This is a genomic window from Clostridioides sp. ES-S-0049-02, assembly GCF_020658465.1.
Taxonomy (GTDB): Bacteria; Bacillota; Clostridia; order Peptostreptococcales; family Peptostreptococcaceae; genus Clostridioides.
On record NZ_JACVWG010000005.1, the window covers coordinates 117,133 to 136,798 of the forward strand.

Genomic DNA, 19,666 nt, shown 5'->3' on the forward strand with positions numbered 1-19,666 from the left:
CAGATTATTCCTCCATTTTAAAATTTTTACTCTAGTATAAATCAAATAGTTGTCCTAGTCAATTTTTATTTTTTTAACAATACATAGGCTTTAATTTTTTAATTAATCTAAAAAATTTACACTGTAATCTTTCAATTTACCATTATCATATGTTATCTTTGCACTAAAAATTTTGCCTTTTTTAGCCCAATCTAAAAATAATCTGTCGCCTTCCCACATATTTAAGTCAAATATTTTATCATTATCAACCCAAAGTAACTTGCCTTCTTTACAATTATCTAAATCTTTGTTAGATAAAGTTCCTTCAAATTCATCTGAAAAATACAAAAACATATACCAATCTTCTTCATCTTTAAATTTTGGAAAAGTTATCAATCCTTTATATGTTAATGACTTAAGAGTAAGACCTGTTTCTTCTTTAACTTCTCTGACTATACATTCTTCTGGTGTTTCTCCCTGCTCAAATTTTCCACCAACACCTACATACTTACCTTCATGTACATCATCTTTCTTCTTATTTCTATACAACATTAAAGTCTTACTATCTTTTTCTATATAACAAATAGTCGTAAGTTTCATATACTTCGCCTTACTTTCTCTTTTCTATTTTTCATTTACTTATTTTATATATTTAAGTTTATTACTATAATTACTGATGCAAAGAATCACTATAATTACTCATTGCAGTCAATTATTAACAAGTTGACCTTAAGTTTATATTAATTATAGTCATTTATTTAAACTAATTATTGTCAATTCACATTTTTAAATTTATTGTTATTTTCCTTATTTACTCATTTTCATTGTTTTCAAGTACATCACTAATATTTTTCATTGCATTAAGAGAAAGCTCTGCAAATTCATCAAATGGAATCCCTATATCTTCTATACTTCTCATTGCATCTCTATTTACATTTGAAGCAAATCTTGTTTCTTTCATTCTTTTAATTACAGATTTTGTCTTTACACTCGTAAGTTTTTTATCTGGATAAACTAAAGCTATTGCAGTTATAAATCCAGTTATAGGGTCTGCTGCATATATAGCTTTTTCCATTAAACTAGTTCTTGTAACCCCCATACCATCATGATGACCAAGTATTGCTCTATACATTTCTTCATCACCAAAATTTTCTTTTTTGAGAAGTTCTACAGTTGTTGTTGCATGACCTTCACAGATTTCTCCTGGCTTTCTTCCAACTATATCTGAATCCAAATCATGTAAAAGACCTGCAACCGCCCATTTTTCTTCTTTCTCTGGCTCTAGTCTTTTGGCTAAATCTTTCATAACTGCTTCAACTGCATAGCAATGTTTTCTCATTCTATCAGTTTCTAAATACTTAAATAAAATGTCTAAAGCTTCTTCTCTCATTTTCAGTAATCCCCCTGTTTTTTCATAGATATGATATTTTTATATATTAATACACATAAATTCAAGAGTTTTTATATATTTATGTATATTTTTCATGTTATATCTATTCTACACCTTTATAGTAGTGTCCTGCAACTGTTCCAATTTCATCCAATTGCTTATATAAGTTAGTAGCTTTTTCTCCAAGTTTATAATTATTGTTTAAAACCTCAATATGAGCTTCAATAACTTTCTCTACCATTTCACTATTTTCCACTGTAAAATCTATTCTAAATACATCTACTCCAATCTCATCTAATTCATAAAGATTGTCCAACATACAGGTTACCTTTGAATTGTAAATAGTGCTTCTACAGAATATATCTTGTGTTATCCTATAACTTGCATCTGTAAAATCTCTTAGAGCATAACTGCTCTCCTTACATTTAGCTACTCTCTTATCTTTTTTACAATCTCTAACAACAACCCCCATAGGACAGTATTCTGTGACCATCATAGGCGTATATCCATATATCACTGCTTCAATTTCTGCATCTGTATATTTTAATGTTTGTTCAATTTCACTTAGATTTAACTCCTGTGATAAACAAACCGTACTTGCTCCTGTATCCCTAAAGTGATTTATACTTTCACTATTAAAAGTATTCAAATAGCAATCTATATTTAGATTTTTATCTTTAAAATAATCCATAGAACCCCAATTACCAATTTGAATTTTATTAAGCCCTTTTATATTATCTAATACTTCAAACTGTTTGTATTCTCTATTTCTAATAATTCTTGGTGCTGAATAGATTAATCTATCTTCAAAGCTAGATGTTCTTTCACTTGAAACATTTACATCATCTATATTTAATGAAGAATTTACACTATCTATATTTGAACTTAAATTAACTGATTCTTTAGAAATACTTGAAGCTATTTCCAAAGCTTCAAATAGCGTATTTATATCTTCATAATAAATTAAATCTACATTATATTTTAGTACTGATTCTAATTGCTCTAAATTCTTAACTTTAACTCTAAGTTTAGGAGTTGTATTAAATTCTTTATGTCGATTTATTTTAGCTGGTTTATATTTTAATTTACTTTCCTTAAATCTTCTCTCTTTTATCCTTATTCTTTCCTCATCCAAAAGCTCAATACAATCTCTTCTCATTTGATTTAATATACTTATAGGTATACTTACACCTTCGTCTAAATCAATGTCTATATCTTTTAATTTATAAGGCGTGTTTCCAAGTTTTTGAATCTGTGTTTCGATTTTTTCTTCACTTAAAGCAACTTTTATAGCTTTTTCAGCTACCTTTTCACCCTCTACAACTGCTTTATTACCACAAAAATCACTTATAGAGAGTACTGGCTTTTCACCCAATTTAATACTTACTTTTGCATTTATGTTAGTTTTTATAAGTTCTTTATCTTGCTGAAATGTAGACTGTACTTTGTCCATTAATTCACTGTCTGAAGTCTTGAATATAAGTTGATTTCTCTTTGCTTCCCCAATAAAATCTAATTCGATTAAATCTCCTTTGTGTGCTATTGTAGTTATCTCTCCATCTTTTATAATTCTTCCAATAGTTCCTCCACCTAAGTTGATTCCATCTCCTTTTTTAAGGGTATTCTCTAGTATCACTCTAAGTCTCTTTGTTTTTCTATTATGGTCTAAGACTTTTCCAACATATAGACCTTGATTGTTAGGTCTATCAGAATTCATTATATCCTTACCAACTTCACCTAATATATATCCTTTAGTAAACTTTCTATTGAAGATAGTATACAAATTATTTATTATTTCCTCAGAAATATTTATTTTATTCTCACTTATAAACTCATTAATCGCTTCTCTATATCCTGAAACTACAGTAGCTATATATTCTGGCTTTTTCATTCTTCCTTCAATTTTTAGAGATAATACCCCTGCTTCGATTATTTTGTCTAAATCTTCTATAGTACTTAAATCTCTAGGGCTTAATAAGTAATCTCCATTACTATTTACAACTTCACCTGTATTTATATCTATTAACTCATATTTTTGTCTACATGGTTGTGCACATCTTCCTCTGTTTCCAGACCTGTTTCCTATCATACTACTCATAAGACATTGACCTGAATAACATACACATAAAGCCCCATGCACAAATACTTCTACATCTACAGTTGTATTTTCACAAATCCATTTTATCTCATCAACATTTAATTCTCTTGCCAAAACTACCCTATCAAATCCTACGCTTTTAAGGTATTTTACATCTTCTAGCGAATGAGCTACCATTTGAGTACTTGCATGTAATTCAAAATCAGGTAGTAATTTTTTTATAAGCCTTGCCATACCTATATCTTGAACTATTAATGCATCAATATCTATATCATATAAAAATTTTACATACTCGACAAAATCTTCTATCTCATACTGTTTTATCAATGTATTTACAGTGACAAATACTTGTACTCCTCTTATATGACAATATTTAACAGCTTCAATCAACTCATTTCTATCAAAGTTATTTGCAGATGCTCTCGCACTAAAGTCTTTTCCACCTAAGTACACAGCATTTGCCCCATTTTGTACTGCTGCTTTCAAGGAATCAAAAGAGCCAACTGGTGCAAGTAATTCTATTTTTTTCATATTTTTCTCCTCTATATATACTTGTTAAACTTAATGTTATCATGTCTATAATTTACACATTTACACTAAATTTATATACTACTTACTATATTTAAAGTATATCAAATAATGACTCTATTGTTTTGTTAATTTAAATTAAAAGAATCATCTTTATTGATAAACATAACTATAAAGACTACTGATAAAATAAGGAAACATATTAATATAGATTTTTCCACAAAAATCTTTGTAAAAACAGTTCCCAAAATAGCTCCCAAAATAAAGAATATAATAATAGCATAATACTGCAAACTCTTCTTTATCATAAAAATATTTTTAGTTTGCACATAATGAAATAGTGTTTCTGTAGCACTTCTTAAATTACCAGTACACATTGTTGTTGCAAATGTGTTGCCATTTACCTTTCTAAAACTCTCAACTTGCATTGAACAAATGAAAGATATAGCAACATTTACAAACATATTAAATTTTCCTTGAGGAATAAAAGAAACAATAAGTATAGTAATCATTTCAATTCCAATGATAACTTGTCGCCAATGAATCTTTCTATTATTATTTTTAAAATGATTTCTTATTTTTTCTGCTATCAACACCCCTAAAATAAAAGCCAAAATAGGAATAAAATAATAAAAAGATTTCCTGACATTACCTTCTGCTATGTTAAGACCAAATAAAACTATATTTCCAGTCTGTGCATTAGCAAATACTTTTCCTCTTACTACATAAGTATAAATATCTAAAAATCCTCCTGTTATTGCCAATAAAGCGCATAAGAAGAATGATTCAGACATCTGGCTCTGTTTTGTCATATATAAACATCTCACTTTCTATTGATAGATACCAAATCAAAATTCTTTTAGATATTATTTTTTATTTTAATATTTTAAAAAAATTTTATATTTACATATTATTTATACACTAGTTATATGTATACATTACATGTTATTTATATTTATTATTTATAAATTAAAAGAAGCTGTCTCAAAAAACAAGAGACAGCAAATCTTTTAATTTATTCCACGTTTTTTACATCATTATTTAACCCTGTACATTTTAGCTGTAAATCATAAGCCTTGTTTTGAAACTCAGAAGCTAAATTTTCAGCTATAGTAGCTCTTTCATTTGATTCTTCAAGCTGAGCAGTTAACTCTTCTATCTTGTTTTTATAAGCATCTAACTCGGCTTTAGAGCCTTCTGTTGTATTACTAAGTTCAAATATTTCTTGCTTTTTATTTTCTATAATCTCAATTAACTCTTTCATTTTAGCTTCAGTTTCACGATTTTCTGCTTCTTTTTCTGCTATTGTAAGTTTTAAAGATTTGATTTCTAATTGAAGTTCTTCGTTGGATGAACCAACCTTCTTGCTCAATTCTTCATTAGCTTTAATCAACCTCTCATTTTCATCTGAACATTCAAATAAAAGGTCTGATATATTTAATGCAGTTAATATTGCAGCAACTGATAAGCTTAGCTTCGGGTTTTGACGTGTTATCTTATCCATTTCTTTGTCAACAAAATCAGCAATACTAATCATAAATTTCTCTGACTTGTCTCCAACCATTGGATACTCAGCGCCATGGATTTTTACCATTACTTTGTTCATCCTAACCTCCCCGACATTAGTTGTTAATTTGATCTTAAGTTAGCATTCAATTTTTTGCTTAATTCACTTAATATCTTATCATGCACCTTAGCTACTTCTTCATCTGTTAGAGTTTTATCTTTACTTCTATAAGTTATTGAATATGCAATTGATTTATATCCAGCTTCTATTTGAGAACCTTTGTAAACATCAAATAATTTGTAGCTTTCTACTAATCCTTGACCATTTTCCTTTATTATATCTTCTATTTGTTTTACAAATACATCATCCTTAACAATAAGAGCTATATCTCTAGATGTAGATGGATATTTTGGTAATGGTACATAATTCTTTGTTCTATCAGAATTATCAAATACAAAATCAATATCTATTTCAGCAACATAAACTCTTTGCCCTAGATTGTAGTTTTCTATAACATCTGGATGCAATTCACCTAATGTACCTACATATTTATTATTATACACTATTTTAGCACATCTACCAGGGTGGAAGGTAGTATTATTATCTTGAGGTTCAATTTCATAATCTTTAAATCCTACATTTACAAGTACAGTTTCTATAGCTCCCTTTAATGCAAAGAAATCTACATCTTTACCATACATACCTACACACATTCTATTTGCTTCCATAGGAAGTTCTGAATCTTGTGGTGTGAATATATGTCCACACTCAAATGCTGATACTTCTTCTATCTTATGAGATATATTAGTTGATAAAACATCTAACATATTTGGTATTAAAGTAGTTCTCATTACAGAAGTTTCTTCTCCTAATGGGTTCATCAACTTAACAAAGTTTCTCTTTATATTACCTTCTGGTACTCTTATCTTGTCAACTCCCTTAGGGCTTACAAATGAATATGTTAATATTTCATTTAATCCTACAGCAGTTGAATTATTTTTTAGCGCTTCCATGAATTTTTGTTTTGGAGTTTTAACCCCTGCAGTTGTATTTCCTTCTAATTGTACAGAAGGTATATTTTCAAATCCATAAATTCTAGCTATTTCTTCCCATACATCAGCTTCTTGCTCCATATCTGTTCTGAAACTTGGTACATCTACTTCTAGCTTATCATCAGCAATTAAATTGCATTTAAATTCTAATGATTCTAAAATTCCTACAAATTGTTCCATTGGTACATCTACACCTAAAAGATGGTTGATTCTTTGAGGATTTACTACTAATTTTTTAGGTTCTGGTTTATTTGGATATACATCAACAGTTCCTTTTAATACTTTTCCAGCACCTAACATTTCAACAAGTTGTACAGCTCTATTTGCTGCTATTTCTGCAAGATTAGGGTCTAAGGCTTTTTCATTTCTTGAAGATGCTTCTGACCTAATTCCCACTTTTTTAGCTGTCATTCTTATGTTTTCTGGCTTGAAATTGGCACTTTCGAAAAGTACAGTCTTTGTCTTGTCAGTTATTTCTGAGTTTGCACCACCCATTACACCAGCTAGACCAAGTGATTTTTCTCCATTTGTTATAACTAACATATCTTTGTCTAATGTTCTTTCAACATCATCTAGTGTTACAAGCTTTTCTCCATCTTTAGCAGTTCTTACTACTATTCTTCCTGTTTCTACTTGATTTATATCAAAAGCATGAAGTGGTTGACCAAGCTCTAACATTACAAAGTTTGTTATATCAACTATGTTACTTATAGGTCTTACACCTGCTTCTGTAAGTCTTCTTTGCATCCAGTATGGAGAAGATTCTATTTTTACATCAGTTACCATTCTAGCAACATATCTTCTACATAAATCTGGATTATCTATCTCAACTTTGAAGTCTATTTCCTCGTCACTTTCTTTTACTTCTATTTCAGGATATTTTACTTTTGTTCCTATAGTTGCAGCTGCTTCTCTAGCTATCCCCATCATACATTTGCAGTCAGGTCTGTTTGAAGTTAATTCAAAATCTATTAAAGCATCATTTAATCCTAAAACATCTTTTACATCTTTTCCTAATTCATAAGAGTCTTCGTGGTCTAAAATATATATACCACCTCTTTTGTATTCTTCAATATAATGTTCATCTATACCTAATTCAGCTGCTGAACACATCATACCATCTGATAATTCACCTCTGAAGTCAGTTTGTTTAATTTCAACTCCTCCAGGTAATTTAGAACCATTTACAGCTACTGGAATATAATCTCCTTCTGATATATTTGTAGCTCCTGTAACTATTTGAACAACTTTATCTCCAACATCTACTTTAGTTACAACTAACTTATCAGCATTTGGATGTTGTTTTATTTCTAAAATCTTTCCAACTAATATATTTTCTACTTCTTCACCATAATAATCTATTGTTTCAACTTTAGTTCCTGTCATTGTCATTTTATCAGCGAACTCTTTTACATCCATGTCTATATCGACATAGTCTCTAAGCCATTTTAAAGATACTAACATCTACACACCCTCCTAATTAAAATTGATTTAAGAATCTCATATCATTTTCGAATAATAATCTAATATCATCTATTTCATATTTAAGCATTGCAAGTCTTTCAACCCCAACTCCAAATGCAAATCCACTGTAAACTTCTGGGTCTATTCCGCAATTTCTAAGTACATTTGGATGAACCATACCTGAACCTAATATTTCTATCCAACCTTCATACTTACACATTGGGCAACCTTTACCACCACATTTGAAACAAGTAACATCAACCTCTGCACTTGGTTCTGTAAATGGGAAGTTATGAGGTCTAAACTTAGTTTTGATATCAGAACCAAACAATTTTTCAACGAAGATATCCATAGTTCCTTTAAATTCTGCCATAGTAACATCTTTTCCAACAACAAGTCCTTCTATTTGATGGAACATTGGTGAATGTGTCGCATCTGGTGAATCAAATCTAAAGCATCTACCTGGTGCTATTACTTTAATTGGTAACTCTTGGCTTCTCATAGATCTTACTTGAACTGGAGACGTTTGAGTTCTAAGTAATACACCATCATTGATATAGAATGTATCACTCATATCTCTTGATGGATGGTCTTTAGGAGCATTTAATGCATCAAAGTTATTTTCAACTGTTTCAACTTCTGGACCTTCTGCTATAGAGAATCCCATTCCTATAAATATATCTGTTACTTCATCTATAATTTGAGTTATTGGATGTTTCTTTCCAACTTTCAATACTTTTCCAGGTTGAGTAACATCTATTACTTCTTCTCTTAACTTTCTTTCTTTTTCAATAGCATTTATTTCTTCTTTTTTAGAATTTATGCTAAGTTCAATATTCTCTCTTACATCATTGGCAACTTTTCCAACTACTGGTCTTTCTTCAGCAGATAATTTACCCATCTCTTTAAGTATGGCAGTTATCTCACCTTTTTTTCCTAAATACTTAACTCTTAAACTTTCTACATTTTCTATGCTTTGTGCCTCTTTTATTTCAGCTAAAGCTGCTTCACGTAAAGCAAGTAATTTTTCTTGCACACATATCACCCTTTCGTTTTTTTGTATAAAAAAAGCCCCTCAATCCCTGTCTAGGGACGAAAGGCTATAGTTTCGCGGTACCACCCTAGTAGTTTAACAATCTAAAAATCATCAAACCACCTCTAACAAACTTAACGCGTTTTTCACGTCAAAGCCTACTATCAAATTTCAGCTTTGTTACTCTAGAGGGAACTTCTCCTGACCTCTTAGAAAACACTCCCAGCCTAGGTGTTTATCTCTTTACTAAGTTTAATCAAAATACTTTCCTCTTTCATTGCATTTACAATATTATATTGTTTATTTTAGTATTATATCATTTATATCTATATTTTGTGATTATCTATATGATTATTTTATTGTGACTATTTTAAAGTACAATCATATAATATTTTTATCAATCATGTTTAAAATATATTGACTATTTTTGATACTCTACTATTTAATTCAAGATTATAACACGACATTATATTTATTACAATACATTAAATTAAGTATTTTTTTATTTCATACATCAATATAGCAGAACTTATTGCTGCATTTAACGACTCAGCTTTGCCATATATAGGTATTTTAACCAAAATATCAGATTTTGATACAAGCTCTTCATTTATCCCATTTGCTTCGTTTCCTATCACCAAAGCTACTTTTGAACCGTAGTCTATTTTGTCATAAAAATTATCTGTATTTAAATAACTTGAAACTATATTAAATCCTTGTGATTTAAGTATATCCACAGTTTCATCTTGTATGGCATTGATTATATTCATATCAAAAATAGAGCCCATAGTTGACCTAATTACTTTTGGATTGTATATATCGACGCATCCCTTTAGTGCTATTATTGCATCTACTCCAGCAGAGTCAGCAGTCCTTATTATTGTTCCCATATTTCCTGGGTCTTGTATTCTGTCTAAAATTAATACAAACTTATCTTTTTCATTTATACTTTCTTTTAAATTTTTTTCCTTAAATGAAACTACACCTATTATACCTTGAGTATTTTCTGTGTCTACAAGTTCCTTAAAGTTTTTATTAGTAGTCTTATATATATTTGTGTTTTTTTTATCTAAGTTTTCTAATAATTCCATGTGTTCCTTTTTATTTTCAAAATCCTCATTGATAAATACATAATCAAGATTTGCATTACATTCAAGTGCAAGCACTACTATTCTGTACCCTTCTATTATGAACTTTGATTCTTTTGTTCTATTTTTTGACTTTAATAATGCTTTAGTATATTTTAATCTTTCATTATCCTTACTGCTTATAGTTGTAATCATTTTATATAAATGCTAACTTGATATTAGCACAACCTCCTTATCATTCTTTATCCTACTTCTAAAATCTTTATTTCTATTAAAATTCTATTCTCGATTAAAATAAAAATAGTATCATATAACTATTCATAATTATATGATACTATCTACTTTCATTGCAATCAAATATATCTTAAATAATAAACTATCTTCTTCTAATTATACCCTTATTTCCAGATGTAATAGCTGTTATACTAGTGTTTTGACCAATTATAACCAATATACTTCCAGCTGTAAGTTCCTCATCAGGAGAAGGTGTCACATTTATATTTTTACCAGTCTTGATGGCAAGCACAGTTATCTCATATCTAGCTCTAAGCTCAAGTTCTACAAGTGTTTTACCAACCCAACCATTTGGAGTTACGATTTCAACAATTGAATATTCTGGGTCAAGTTCAATATGGTCTAATATATTGTCAGAAACTAAATTATGTGCAACTCTTACTCCCATATCTCTTTCTGGAAATACAACTCTATCTGCACCAATCTTATAAAGAACTTTGGCTTGCAATTCATCTTTTGCCTTACATATTATTAACTCTACACCCATTTCTTTGGCTATAAGAGTCGCCATTATAGATGCTCTTATATCAGAACCGATTGCAACTACTGCTACATCAAAGTTACCTAAACCCAATGATCTTAATGCTTGTTCCTCAGTAACATCCACTATAAGTGAATGAGTTACTTTATCAGATATACTTTGAACTGAATCTTCATTTTTGTCTATTGCCATTACTTGATGTCCTAAAAGATGCATAGTAGATGCAACTGAACTTCCGAATCTCCCACATCCAATGACTATATATTGCTTCATCTCGAAACTTCCTCCCTAATACACAATTTGTATAATATCTATTAAATTAACTTTTATATAGGTAAATTAATTTTAATATTTTTATTTTATTAATCATAGCTAAATTTATTTGCTAGATTATTTCTATCATTAATTGATTTATTTAATTGATTATATCTAAGTTCATTTTCCTAGATTATATATCATTATTAATAGATTTATCTAATAAATGGTACTCTAACCAACCATAATCTTGCCTTCTGCGTATCTAACTGGCTGACTCTTTCTTCTACCTCCAGAAAGTATAGCCATAAATAAAGTAAGAGAACCAACTCTCCCCATAAACATAAAGATTATTATTATAACCTTACCTAAAGCATTTAGATTTGCACTTCCAGCTAAACTTGAACCAACTGTAGCTAGTGCTGATGTAACCTCAAATGCTGATTGAACTAGTGTAAACTTAGGTTGAGTTATTGAAATAATCAAAGTTCCAAAAATAACTGCGGATATACTAATTACAAATATCCCTAGAGATTTTTTTATAGTTGCTGGAGCTAGTCTTCTCTCAAAAGTTTCTATATCAGATTTTCCTGATAAAAAACTTCTAACTGTAATTATTAAAACTGCTAATGTTGTTGTTTTGATACCTCCACCAGTAGATGCAGGTGATGCTCCAATAAACATCAAAATTATCATTATAAATATACTACTTTCTTGTAAAGTAGCTAAATCAAGTGTATTAAAACCAGCAGTTCTTGCTGTTACTGATTGAAATATCGCTGATAATATTTTCCCTTTTACAGGTAAATCTGCCATAGTGGCCTTTTGGTTAAACTCTATAAGAAAAATAAATATTGCACCTACTAAAATAAGTATTGCAGTTGAAAATAAAACAACTTTAGAATGCACATTTAATTTTGAAAATCTTCTTTTTCTTACAATATCAAGAACAACTGGAAATCCTAATCCACCTAACACTATAAGTGCACAAATAGTCATTGATACTATAAAATTGTTTACATAAGAATTTAGCGATGTAAATGGCCCACTTACACTACCCATTAAGTCAAATCCGGCATTACAAAACCCTGATATTGCGTGAAATACGCTATACCATATCCCTCTAGATAAACCAAATTGTGGAATAAAGACAGTTGATAAGACTAGTGCTCCTATTCCCTCTATGGTTATAGTTATTATTAATACAAACCTTGTAAGTTTTACTAGCCCTGATAAATCTGCTTGGTTTAATGATTCTTGTATCAATAATCTTTCTCTTAGTTGTATTTTTTTTCGTGCCATAAGTGAAAACATTGTAGCTACGGTCATAAATCCAAGACCACCAATTTGTATCAATGTTATTATTACTATCTGTCCAAATAAACTCCAATAAGTTGCTGTATCTACCATAACTAGACCAGTAACACAAACCGCTGAAGTAGCTGTAAATAGAGCATTTAATAAACCTATACTCTCTCTACTCTGTGACGATATCGGGAGTGTTAACAATATTGCTCCAATTAAAATAGTTGCTGCAAACCCAGATACTATTATTTGAGTAGGTCGCATTCCATCTGCGTAGAGAATAAGTCTTCTAACTATTGTTTTCAACTTTCTTTATACCTCCTTAACATAAAATCATTACTGTTAAGACCTTTAATTTGTTTATTTTTAGAGTTTTCCTCTAAATTATTACTCTATTATAGTATAAATATTGTATAAAGACAATGATATGAATTTTTATAAATTTTGTTTAGAATATTGCAAATTTTTATATATGTCTTTTAATTTCAATTACATCAAAAATTTCTATATTTTTTGCATATAATAAGTCTAATAGTAGAATAGTTTTTCGTATTTTATACTTAAAATTTATTTATCATTTTACCAATACAATTTTCATATATTTTCTTGAAGTTAAATTTTTATATTATCTATAATCTTGTCCATATTTTTATATTAAATTTTCTTAATATGCATTTTTTATATTTAATATAGTAAAATAACTAATAACTATATCCATGATTGGAGGATTTCTATGATTAAATCCAAGAAAAGATTATTTATTTCTCTAATTTTAATTGTAATTTTTATTATATTTGCATTATACATAAAAAATTATACTAATGATTCAAAAAAAGATTCAGTTAGAGGAACTATTCCTTTTGAAAAAATGGAATATAAGCGTCCTGACATAAAGTCAGTATGCGAAAATATTAACACATATAACGATAAACTTTTAACATGTAAAAATGCCAAAGAGCAATTGAACGTATTTAGTAATGTCGATAAGATTTACCAAGACTTTTATAGTACACTTACTATAGCAAAACTTAGAAATAATATTGATTCATCAGATGAATTTTACTCTAAAGAATACAAATACCTTATGAGTAAATCTGTGGATGTCGATATGGCATACAAAGATTTTCAGGATACATTTGTAAATTCTAAGTTTTCTAAAGAACTAAAAAAAGAAATTGGAAAAGATGGATTTAATTATTTAAAAAACATTGGAAAGCTTAATTCAGAAGAAGTAGAAAACCTACTTAAAAAAGAGCAAGACTTAGTTGTTAAATATGAAGACTTATTATCTAAGTCTACTGTATCAGTAGATGGGATGGAAATAGACTTTGAAGAAGCTATGTCAAAACCCAATCTCACTTATGAAGAATATGTAAAAATCTATTCAGATTACTTAAAAAAATACAACCCTATATTTGGTAATATTTTTTTAGAACTTGTACAGACGAGAACTGAAATAGCAACTAAGCTAGGCTTTAAGAATTATACAGATTATGCTTATTTAAATTTAAATAAAGATTACTCCCAAGAGGATGCAAGAAAATTTAGAAGTGAGGTAAAAGAGTACATAGTTCCATTATATAGGAAAGTTACATCACAACCTTCTGACTCTTCTATTTATATTAAGGCATATAAGAATCGTTCATTTAGAAAATTTGATAAAGTACTTGAAGATATATCTCCAAAATTAAAAGAGTGTTTTAACTACATGAAAAAGTATGACTTATACGATTATTCCTCTGGGAAAAATAAATCACCTGGAGGTTATACTACTTATATAACCAAGTACAAAGCACCCTTTTTATTTAATACATGGGACAATTCTTTTTTAGGTGTTACTAGCTTTGCTCATGAGTTTGGTCATTTTTTTAATTACTACAACAGTATTAACTCAAATAATACAATACAGCCAAGTATTGATATATGCGAAGTTCATTCAACATCTTTAGAAATTTTATTTTACAAGTATTTTGATGAATTCTTTGGAAAACAATCTGAAGCAATAAAAAAAGAACACTTATCGATTGTTTTAAACACAATTATTGATGCTTGTCTTTACGATGAGTTTCAAGAAATTATATATAAAAACCCATATATGAGCTTAAATGATATAAATAAACTATTTTTTGATTTAGAAGAAGAATATGGAGTATCTAATAAGATACTTAAAGATAAAAATGCTCCATTTTGGATACTTGTATCTCATAATTTCCAAGTTCCTTTTTACTATTTAAGTTATGGTCTTGCATCTGATGTATCTCTTCAAATATGGGAGTTATCACAAGGTGACTATAGAAAAGCTGTTGATGTATATATGGATTTTTTAAATCAAAATACAGATGCAGGATTTAAAGATGTAGTAGAAAAAGTTAATCTACAATCTCCTTTTGAAAGCGGAAACTTGGAGGAAATAAGCTCAGCTTTATACGATTATTTTGGTATAGAGAACCCTCTTGAATTAGAAAATGCTTCTTAGTATTTAATAACTTATGATATATCTAATAAATATTTATTAATACTTATTAACTTATGTTATATCTAGTAAATATTTTCCATACTTAGTAACATATAATAAAACCGTCAGAAATTTTATAAACCTTTACCTTTATTACTTCTGGCGGTTTCATATGTTTGACTGATTAGATTAATATTTAATAACACTTGCACCAATAGTTATAAGTTTCATTTCACATCATCTCATTTGATAATATTATCTATTAAAATATCAATAAATTTATCTCTCTGATGTTTAACTTTTATATTTGTGCCACTATATAATTGAAATGAGTCTGGTGATAAAGCCTCCATTTGTATAGGTAAAATAATTTGTAAGGCAATAGTTCTTAAACTCATTTCGTCTTTTTCGTCCCCAAATATATTACGAAGCATAGAAATGATAGCAAGTTGTGCCTGCATATTTCCATTGATTATACATTGATTCAATATAAAAGATAGTACCTTATCATAACCTACCTCCAAAACATTTACATTTTTCGTTCTAAACATGTTCAGTATAATATTTTTTTATTATTTGTCAATATATAATTTTTAGTTGACTCTACCACTATGATATGGTTTATATTGATATTGAGCTCAAAAATAACACCTTTATAAAGGAGATGTAAATATGTTTAAGATAGGCGATTTTTCAAAACTTAGTAAAATTAGTATTCGCATGCTACGTCACTATGATGAAATTGGACTTTTAACACCAACTCATATAAATAAAATTAATGGTTATAGATACTACAGTGCAAATCAACTTTCCACTACAAATAGAATCCATGCCTTAAAAGATATGGGATTTAGCTTATCTTCTATCAAAGAAATTTTGACGGAATACAATGATAGAGAAAGCTTGATAAGGTATTTAAATATTCACTATTCTCAAGTAAGAGAACATCTAGAAGACACGCAAAAAAAACTATTAAAAATAGAAACTACTATGGAGAGAATTGGAAGGACTGATATTATGAAAAATTATGATGTAACTATAAAAGACTTTGCTCCAAAATATATGATGACTTTAAGAAAAACTATACCTACTTATCAAGATGAAGGAATGCTATGGCATCAATTATTCTCAGAAACAAAAGGGCATAATGTACAAGTTGATGTTCCTAACTATTCTAAAGCAGTCTTTTATGATGTTGGGTATAAAGAAAATTATGTTGATGTTGAAATACAACTTGCTGTATCTGGAAATTATAAAGATACTGAAAATGTTAAGTTTAGAACTGTTCCAAGTGTAACTGCTGCAACTGCTATTGTAAAAGGAAACTTCAATCAACTTACAGATGCTTGTGAAGCTATTGGTAATTGGATATCTGACAATAACTATGATGTAGACGGCCCTATGTTTAATATTTATCATATAGGACCTGGTCAAGACAGTAATTCTGATAATTGGGTAACAGAAGTATGCTTTCCAGTTAGAAAAAAATAAGTTTCAATGATGTTTTATTTATATAATATTTGTATTCTAGCTCTTGTTGTACTTTTTTATAAGTCTTTTAAACATAGATTCATACTTTAAGTACTACTTTTGAATAAACATCCCAATTAATGACTAAGAAATTGCTATAACCATCAATTACAATCGGCTTTAGATTCTTTAGGTTTTTCAAACTTTGCTAGAATGTCTGACAAGCTTCCTAACTAATAGGAACTTGTTGGACCTCACATTTTATTTCTTTACTGAGTATAAATATCCTTTGCTAAACTTACAACCTAGGGAATAATATTTATTTTTATTCTAATCTCTTATTTTCCAGACATCGAACTACTAATAGCAAAAGTATATTTTTTCATAGCATTGTTAACTACTCTATTGAAAGTATCATATTCACATTCTAACCTTCTGGATAATCACCTTGACCCCATTTATCGAAGTATTTCCCATAATACTCTTTAGGATTAAAACAATCACTTACCACAAAACCACATTTTTCATAGGCCTTTATAGCACGAGAATTTTTAATCCATGGTCGAATAATAAATGTGCCTACCTCATAGTCTCTAGTCAAGCTGTCAATCAACAACTTCATAGCTTTTGAACCAATCCCCTTCCCAGTATATTTCAATGAACGCAACCACATATCTAGCTCCATATTAGGTATCTTACCATCATTGTATGCATGAGAAATGGTACCCACAATTTGATTATCATATTCTATAAGCAAGTATTTATTAAGACCAGGAGTACTACTAAAAAAGTAAGATTCTTCATCATGAATGTCAGACCAGTCAAAATCCTCTTTATTGTCAAACATTGACTTCCATATCTCATCTTCCTCAAATGCCATATCATATATTAGTTTTCTATCATAATCTTCAGCATAAAAAAGTTTTATTTTATCTCTCATTACATATAAATCTCGCTTCATAAAAATCACTACCTTCATATAAACAATATTATAAATTAAATAGCTGTCTCTCTATTCTGATACAAAATTATTAATTTCGCTTTGCAATTTACTTAAGAACATTTTAGTTGCCTTAGAAAAAACCTGATACTTTTTCCAGACAATATTTAAGTGTGCTTCTAATCTCGGTTCTAAAGGTCTAAAACAAAGATTGCTATTACCTGTTGTATTGATTAGCTTATCCAAGCAAAGAGCATACCCAACCCCTTCATCTACCATAAGAGAAGCGTTGTAGACAAGATTATAAGTTGCCACTATATTAAATGCTTGAAAATCTTGCCCAGACCAACCAGAAATTACATTTTGAACCAATGTTTGACGTGAAGTTAAGATAGGAATTTCCTTCAAATCATCTGGACATACCGTTTTCTTTTGAGCAAGCTCACAATCTTTTTTCATAAGCAATCCCCATACATCATTAACAGGAAGTTTGATATAATCATACTTTTCCATGTTGGCAGGTTCGATTAAAATTCCAAAATCTAAAAGCCCTTTATCTAGTCTTTCCGTTACATCATCAGCATTTCCACTAAATAGATGATAACGGATATGAGGGTATTCTTTCTTCAATTCTTTCGCAGTTTTGGCAATAAAACGCATAGCATCTGTTTCTCCCCCACCAATATAAACATTTCCTCGTATATCATCACAATCATTGTTAAAATCTGAAGTAGTTTTATCTGTTAAGTCAATTATTTCCTGTGCACGTTTACGTAAAAATAAGCCATCCTCTGTAAGTGTGATTTTTCTGTTACCACGCAAAAACAACTTTTTCCCAAGTTCATCTTCAAGTTCCATAAGTTGTTTTGAAAGCGTAGGTTGTGTCACATTAAGTGATTGAGCTGCACTTGTAATACTTTCCTCTTTTGCAACTGCCAAGAAATATCTCAATACTCTAAGTTCCATTATCTATACCTCCTATTTATAGTGTACTTTTCCCTACTATGCCTGTCAACTATGGGAAGGCATTCTTTATAAGTATTTGCTATTATATTGTTTCGTTAATATAATAAACGTATAGAAACTATGATATAAATTTTAATAAAAACAATAACATAAAAAGGAGAAAAAAATATGAATTTTAATATGTATATACCAACTCGTTTTATCTTTGGAAATGGACGCTTAGATGAATTACATCAACAAAAACTACCTGGAAAGAAAGCCTTGCTTGTTATTTCAAGTGGAAAATCAACTAAAGAAAATGGTGCACTTGCCCGAACAGAAAAACAGTTAAAAATGGCAGGAGTAGAATTTGTGTTATTCAATGAAATAGACGCAAATCCTAATAAAAATTCTATCATGAACGGGGCTTTCTGTGCTTGTAAAACAGAATGCGATTTTATCATTGCCTTAGGTGGTGGAAGTGTCATGGACGCTTCAAAGGCAATTGCAATGATGGTGACAAATGATGGTGACTTATGGGATTATGTAAATGGAGGTACTGGAAAGGCTCAACCATTACAAAGTGAACCACTACCAGTTGTTTGTATTACAACCACTGCTGGAACAGGTAGTGAAGCTGACCAATGGGGAGTTGTTACAAATGAAGAAACCCATGAGAAAATTGGTGTTGGTGGTTATGACTCTTTATTCCCTGTTTTGTCCATAATTGACCCAGAATTGATGAAATCTGTACCACCTGAATTTACTGCTTATCAAGGATTTGATACTTTATTCCATGCCGTGGAAAGCTATATATCTTCTTTTTCCAGTGTTATGAGCGATATGTATGCTTTAACTGCTATCGAAAATGTAGGCAACTATCTTGCACATGCAGTAAAAAATGGTAATGATATGAAAGCAAGAGAACACATGGCTTTTGCAAATACAATTGCAGGAATTGTCATGACAATCAGTGTCACTACAGCACAGCATTCTTTAGAACAAGCTATGTCTGGTTATTACCCAAGACTTCCTCATGGTGCAGGTTTGATTATGATTTCTAAAGCTTTCTTTGGATTTTTTATAGAAAAACATGCTTGTGATGAACGCTTTGTACGCATGGCACAGGCATTGGGAATGAAAGATGCTAACAAAGCAGAAGATTTTATTACGGCTCTTAGCAAATTACAAGAAGCTTGTGGGGTTGCAGATTTAAAAATGTCCGATTATGGAATTACACCAGGAGATTTTAATCTAATAGCAAAAAGTGCACGAGAAACAATGGGAGGTTTATTTGCAGCAAATCCTTGTGAAATGACACATGAGGATTGTGTAGAAGTATTGAAAAAATCTTACAGTTAATCAGAAAGGATGTGCAAAAT

General features: G+C 29.6%; 16 protein-coding genes and 1 other annotated feature. Of the genes, 3 read left to right on the forward strand and 13 right to left on the reverse strand.

The genetic code is table 11. The annotated features are described in order from the left end of the window. Positions 1-102 precede the first annotated feature (102 nt). The 10 genes from IC213_RS12945 to IC213_RS12990 form a co-directional block, all read right to left on the reverse strand. Positions 103-579, reverse strand: a complete 477-nt coding sequence (locus IC213_RS12945) for an NUDIX hydrolase (RefSeq protein ID WP_227433465.1) — start codon at positions 577-579, stop codon at positions 103-105. A 211-nt stretch (positions 580-790) separates the two neighbouring features. After that, on the reverse strand, positions 791-1,369 hold the full coding sequence (locus tag IC213_RS12950) for an HD domain-containing protein (RefSeq protein ID WP_227433466.1): 579 nt from the start codon (positions 1,367-1,369) through the stop codon (positions 791-793). 103 nt (positions 1,370-1,472) lie between these two features. Next, entirely contained in the window at positions 1,473-3,998 is a 2,526-nt protein-coding gene (locus tag IC213_RS12955; RefSeq protein ID WP_227863144.1) for a U32 family peptidase, read from the reverse strand. Positions 3,999-4,123: 125 nt separating this feature from the next. Continuing rightward, positions 4,124-4,807, reverse strand: coding sequence for a YoaK family protein (locus tag IC213_RS12960; RefSeq protein WP_227433468.1), 684 nt, complete (start codon positions 4,805-4,807; stop codon positions 4,124-4,126). Between the two features lie 203 nt (positions 4,808-5,010). Beyond that, positions 5,011-5,601 carry a cell division protein ZapA gene (gene zapA / locus IC213_RS12965; protein ID WP_227433469.1) on the reverse strand — a complete coding sequence of 197 codons (591 nt, stop codon included), beginning with the start codon at positions 5,599-5,601 and terminating at the stop codon, positions 5,011-5,013. A 23-nt stretch (positions 5,602-5,624) separates the two neighbouring features. Continuing rightward, the gene (gene pheT / locus IC213_RS12970) at positions 5,625-8,018 is read right to left on the reverse strand and encodes a phenylalanine--tRNA ligase subunit beta (RefSeq protein ID WP_227433470.1); all 2,394 of its coding nucleotides are present in this window, start codon (positions 8,016-8,018) and stop codon (positions 5,625-5,627) included. A gap of 16 nt (positions 8,019-8,034) precedes the next feature. Next, entirely contained in the window at positions 8,035-9,054 is a 1,020-nt protein-coding gene (pheS, locus tag IC213_RS12975; RefSeq protein ID WP_227433471.1) for a phenylalanine--tRNA ligase subunit alpha, read from the reverse strand. 49 nt (positions 9,055-9,103) lie between these two features. Further along, positions 9,104-9,338 (reverse strand) — a binding site (T-box leader). 198 nt (positions 9,339-9,536) lie between these two features. Beyond that, on the reverse strand, positions 9,537-10,334 hold the full coding sequence (locus tag IC213_RS12980; RefSeq protein WP_227433472.1) for a TrmH family RNA methyltransferase: 798 nt from the start codon (positions 10,332-10,334) through the stop codon (positions 9,537-9,539). Positions 10,335-10,515: 181 nt separating this feature from the next. Further along, positions 10,516-11,187, reverse strand: coding sequence for a potassium channel family protein (locus tag IC213_RS12985; protein WP_227433473.1), 672 nt, complete (start codon positions 11,185-11,187; stop codon positions 10,516-10,518). A gap of 216 nt (positions 11,188-11,403) precedes the next feature. Continuing rightward, the gene (locus tag IC213_RS12990) at positions 11,404-12,780 is read right to left on the reverse strand and encodes a TrkH family potassium uptake protein (protein ID WP_227863145.1); all 1,377 of its coding nucleotides are present in this window, start codon (positions 12,778-12,780) and stop codon (positions 11,404-11,406) included. Between the two features lie 427 nt (positions 12,781-13,207). Between IC213_RS12990 and IC213_RS12995 the strand changes: the two genes are divergently transcribed. Beyond that, the gene (locus IC213_RS12995; protein ID WP_227835899.1) at positions 13,208-14,950 is read left to right on the forward strand and encodes a peptidase M3; all 1,743 of its coding nucleotides are present in this window, start codon (positions 13,208-13,210) and stop codon (positions 14,948-14,950) included. Between the two features lie 221 nt (positions 14,951-15,171). Here the strand turns inward: IC213_RS12995 and IC213_RS13000 are convergent, their stop codons facing one another. Next, on the reverse strand, positions 15,172-15,480 hold the full coding sequence (locus IC213_RS13000; protein WP_227483015.1) for a hypothetical protein: 309 nt from the start codon (positions 15,478-15,480) through the stop codon (positions 15,172-15,174). 121 nt (positions 15,481-15,601) lie between these two features. On the opposite strand from IC213_RS13000, the gene IC213_RS13005 reads away from it, so the two are divergent. After that, positions 15,602-16,420 (forward strand): MerR family transcriptional regulator, encoded by an 819-nt coding sequence (locus tag IC213_RS13005; RefSeq protein WP_227433477.1) that lies wholly within the window; start codon positions 15,602-15,604, stop codon positions 16,418-16,420. A gap of 406 nt (positions 16,421-16,826) precedes the next feature. Here the strand turns inward: IC213_RS13005 and IC213_RS13010 are convergent, their stop codons facing one another. Together IC213_RS13010 and IC213_RS13015 are read right to left on the reverse strand one after the other, a co-directional pair. Continuing rightward, complete coding sequence (locus tag IC213_RS13010; protein ID WP_227863146.1) at positions 16,827-17,360, reverse strand: GNAT family N-acetyltransferase; 534 nt, start codon at positions 17,358-17,360, stop codon at positions 16,827-16,829. A 51-nt stretch (positions 17,361-17,411) separates the two neighbouring features. Continuing rightward, positions 17,412-18,305 carry a LysR family transcriptional regulator gene (locus tag IC213_RS13015; protein WP_227433479.1) on the reverse strand — a complete coding sequence of 298 codons (894 nt, stop codon included), beginning with the start codon at positions 18,303-18,305 and terminating at the stop codon, positions 17,412-17,414. A 168-nt stretch (positions 18,306-18,473) separates the two neighbouring features. Between IC213_RS13015 and IC213_RS13020 the strand changes: the two genes are divergently transcribed. Further along, the gene (locus IC213_RS13020) at positions 18,474-19,646 is read left to right on the forward strand and encodes an iron-containing alcohol dehydrogenase (protein ID WP_227483017.1); all 1,173 of its coding nucleotides are present in this window, start codon (positions 18,474-18,476) and stop codon (positions 19,644-19,646) included. Positions 19,647-19,666 lie beyond the last annotated feature (20 nt).

What these genes read in the sequence shown, in the direction of transcription:
- IC213_RS12960 (WP_227433468.1), bottom strand. Translation starts at nt 4,807, where the DNA reads ATGACAAAACAGAGCCAGATGTCTGAATCATTCTTCTTATGCGCTTTA.
- IC213_RS12985 (WP_227433473.1), bottom strand. Translation starts at nt 11,187, where the DNA reads ATGAAGCAATATATAGTCATTGGATGTGGGAGATTCGGAAGTTCAGTT.
- IC213_RS13020 (WP_227483017.1), top strand. Translation starts at nt 18,474, where the DNA reads ATGAATTTTAATATGTATATACCAACTCGTTTTATCTTTGGAAATGGA.
- IC213_RS12955 (WP_227863144.1), bottom strand. Translation starts at nt 3,998, where the DNA reads ATGAAAAAAATAGAATTACTTGCACCAGTTGGCTCTTTTGATTCCTTG.
- IC213_RS13015 (WP_227433479.1), bottom strand. Translation starts at nt 18,305, where the DNA reads ATGGAACTTAGAGTATTGAGATATTTCTTGGCAGTTGCAAAAGAGGAA.
- IC213_RS13010 (WP_227863146.1), bottom strand. Translation starts at nt 17,360, where the DNA reads ATGAAGCGAGATTTATATGTAATGAGAGATAAAATAAAACTTTTTTAT.
- IC213_RS12945 (WP_227433465.1), bottom strand. Translation starts at nt 579, where the DNA reads ATGAAACTTACGACTATTTGTTATATAGAAAAAGATAGTAAGACTTTA.
- IC213_RS13000 (WP_227483015.1), bottom strand. Translation starts at nt 15,480, where the DNA reads ATGTTTAGAACGAAAAATGTAAATGTTTTGGAGGTAGGTTATGATAAG.
- IC213_RS13005 (WP_227433477.1), top strand. Translation starts at nt 15,602, where the DNA reads ATGTTTAAGATAGGCGATTTTTCAAAACTTAGTAAAATTAGTATTCGC.
- IC213_RS12950 (WP_227433466.1), bottom strand. Translation starts at nt 1,369, where the DNA reads ATGAGAGAAGAAGCTTTAGACATTTTATTTAAGTATTTAGAAACTGAT.
- IC213_RS12980 (WP_227433472.1), bottom strand. Translation starts at nt 10,334, where the DNA reads ATGATTACAACTATAAGCAGTAAGGATAATGAAAGATTAAAATATACT.
- pheT (WP_227433470.1), bottom strand. Translation starts at nt 8,018, where the DNA reads ATGTTAGTATCTTTAAAATGGCTTAGAGACTATGTCGATATAGACATG.
- IC213_RS12995 (WP_227835899.1), top strand. Translation starts at nt 13,208, where the DNA reads ATGATTAAATCCAAGAAAAGATTATTTATTTCTCTAATTTTAATTGTA.
- zapA (WP_227433469.1), bottom strand. Translation starts at nt 5,601, where the DNA reads ATGAACAAAGTAATGGTAAAAATCCATGGCGCTGAGTATCCAATGGTT.